Source organism: Clostridium sp., assembly GCF_051656525.1.
GTDB lineage: Bacteria > Bacillota > Clostridia > Clostridiales > Clostridiaceae > Clostridium.
The window spans coordinates 1-2,787 of the sequence record NZ_JBOGCC010000147.1 but is presented as its reverse complement, the minus strand read 5'-3'; the positions used below and the strand labels follow the sequence as shown (position 1 = coordinate 2,787).

General features: G+C 32.1%; 4 protein-coding genes. All 4 read left to right on the top strand.

The genetic code is table 11. From position 1 onward, the window contains the following. Positions 1-250 (top strand): hypothetical protein (locus ACRDDY_RS07390; RefSeq protein ID WP_438564307.1); only part of this gene is annotated, 250 nt, incomplete at its 5' end. Between the two features lie 36 nt (positions 251-286). After that, positions 287-1,129 carry a hypothetical protein gene (locus tag ACRDDY_RS07385; protein WP_438564306.1) on the top strand — a complete coding sequence of 281 codons (843 nt, stop codon included), beginning with the start codon at positions 287-289 and terminating at the stop codon, positions 1,127-1,129. Positions 1,130-1,151: 22 nt separating this feature from the next. Further along, on the top strand, positions 1,152-2,333 hold the full coding sequence (locus ACRDDY_RS07380) for a hypothetical protein (protein WP_438564305.1): 1,182 nt from the start codon (positions 1,152-1,154) through the stop codon (positions 2,331-2,333). A gap of 43 nt (positions 2,334-2,376) precedes the next feature. Beyond that, the coding region (locus ACRDDY_RS07375) for a hypothetical protein (protein WP_438564304.1) at positions 2,377-2,787 on the top strand (411 nt) is incomplete at its 3' end.

Here is a 2,787-nt window from a genome sequence, read left to right as displayed (position 1 = left end):
CTTTTTAAATTATGCAAAGAAATTGAAAACTGATGAAAGAATTAAAAAATGTAAAAGTGCTATAAATGGATTAGAAAAACTTCATGATAAGTCAAATTTACTACCTAAGTCTAGTGGTGATTGTTATAATATAGTAGTGCTGATAGACGAAGTAAAATTTTTAAAACACAAAACTGAAAATATGAATCGTGGTCAATTGATTGCACATAGAAATACAAAGATTAGAGAATTAGAAGAAATGATAGGGTAGTTTTTCTACCCTTACATAATTAAGTGAGGTGAAGACATGGGTAAAAGTTATTATTTGGCTGGTGTTTCCACCGTAGACCTATTTAAAAATGGAGAACTAGTTGCAACAGCTAAAACTTTGATTGAAAATTCAATAAGAATACAGACACAAAGAAATGAGATTCGTGGTGGTTATGGGGCAAGTTTAATAGGAATATACACAAGCAATCCAAGCATAGAGATAGAAATTGAAAATGCTTTATTTAACCTAGATTGGATTAAAGAGACAACTGGTGGCGAAGTTAAAGTAGGTACAGACTACTTAGATACAGAATGTATACTCTGCAAGAAAGATGGAGAAGTTGTTGTAAACTATACACCAGAAAAGTTTTATAATAGTGTATTTATTTTTGGTTGGTCAGTTGATACAAATGAAACATTAGAATTTGAAGGTAGAACTCTTAGAAGTAACAACTTTAAAAAGGGAAAGATTTACACAATAAAATACTACCATAATGTTCCTGATATGAAAGAAGTTGTTATTGGCTCAACTTACATCCCAACAGAAATGTATGCTATATTTAGTATTCCTTTGTTCTTTACACCATATCAAGATGTAAAAACTCTCAAGAGAATAGGTAGGCTTCAAATAGAGGTTCCTAGGCTACAATTAGATGGAAACGTAGACATACTTATGAATATGAGAGGATACACAACAACAAAGATAAAAGGAACCGCTCTGTTAGCACAAGATGGAAACTGTTTTGATGGATTTTATTTGAAGATTAAAGAAGATATTAAAGATGAGGTTTTAAGGTTAATTGAAGATATAGACAATATGTCATTGGAAAACTTTGATAACTTTGTAGATATTAAAGAGGCAGATGTCAAGTTAGTATAATGGACAAAAGGGAGAAAAGGGTATGAAATATGAAGATGGATTGCAATTAATTATTGATAAAGTTGAAGGAGTTTCAGAAAAGTCATGGCAAGATATTGTTGATGACTTAGGACTTAAGATGAATAAGAATACCCTCAGAAATGCTGTAAATGTGGGTCCTTATAGCGGTTACAATGTAGCTATGTATTACAAGGCAAAGACTATGGAAAACTCCACAGAGGCTGAATTAGAAGAAATTAGAGTAGCTAAAGAAGAGTTGAAGAAAGAAAAGATGAAAGTTCAAACACTCAATTTAGACTACAATAAAAATTTAAGAAGTGATGCTAGGCAAGAATTATTCCATGAAATGATTGTAGATGCCATTGATAGATTAAAACCTATTGAAACAAAAGTATACACAAAAAGCAAATCAATTGATAAGACTGCACTGCTCAATATTGCAGATATTCATTATGGTCAAGAGATTAAGCTTGAAGCGTTTAATGGTGAGATTGTTAATGAATATTCAACAGACATCTTTGAAGCTCGTATGTGGCATTTAATGGCTCAAATGAAGGCAAATCTTGATTATGACAAACTTGTTATATTTGGACTTGGAGACTTCATTCAAGGTATTCTAAGATTAACAGACATTCAAAAGTGTAGTGTAAGTGTTGTTGATGCAACAATTAAGTTATCTGAGTTTTTATCAACTTGGTTAGATACATTACAGAGGGAGTTAAATGTTCCCATTGAAATGCAAATGGTTGGTGGAAACCACGATGCGATTAGATTATTGACTGGCAAAAAAGGCGATTTTCCTGACGATACAGTAGATAAACTAATCTATGAGTTTATGAGATTAAGACTTTTAAACAATGAAAACATAAAGCTAACATTGTCAAAAGGTGTTGTATTCTATAGTTTCTATGGGATTAACATAATGGGAGATCATGGCGAAGGGGATTTGAAAAAGTCTATTGCTTTCTATGAAGATTATTATGGTGTAGATTGTGACATTTTTATTGCAGGTCATCTACACAGAAGTAGCCAAGAGACAATTGGAGTTGCTGAAATTGGTGACAAACAAGTAGTAAGAGTCCCTTCTATCGTTGGGGCTTGTGAATATAGTAAGAAGCTTAAACGCTCGTCTAGGGCAGGTTGTAAGTTTTATGTGTTTAGTGAAGATGGTATTGAATATGAAAAAATATATTATTTAAATTGATGGGGTTCCCCATCTTACATAGGGATGAAAGGGAGGTGTGGTCGTGCCACCAAAAAAGAAGATAAAAGAATACCAATGCCTTAAGTGTGGTTTCTTCTTTGGTGAAGATAGCCTTTACAAGGCGTACAATGAGACATATAAAGATGGGATTATACCATTTTGCAAAGAGTGTGTGTTAGAGATTATTAAGGCTAATATAAACAAATATACTACATTAGAGTCTGGTATATACTTTGCTTGTGCATTGTTGGATATTCCATACATCAAAGAGATTATAGAGGATTGTGAAAAAGATTTTAAAGTTACAACAAGAAAGAAAGACTATATAGGAATCTATTTAAACAAGCTTGAAAAAGTTGACAAAAATTTGTATAATGGATTCTGTGATAGCAATGTAGGTTTGGATCAAATTAAAGATATTTCACAATTTGGAAGAACTATGGTCGAAAGAGAA

Excerpts from the sequence above, each read along its gene's own strand:
- ACRDDY_RS07380 (WP_438564305.1), top strand. The coding sequence starts at position 1,152 with ATGAAATATGAAGATGGATTGCAATTAATTATTGATAAAGTTGAAGGA.
- ACRDDY_RS07385 (WP_438564306.1), top strand. The coding sequence starts at position 287 with ATGGGTAAAAGTTATTATTTGGCTGGTGTTTCCACCGTAGACCTATTT.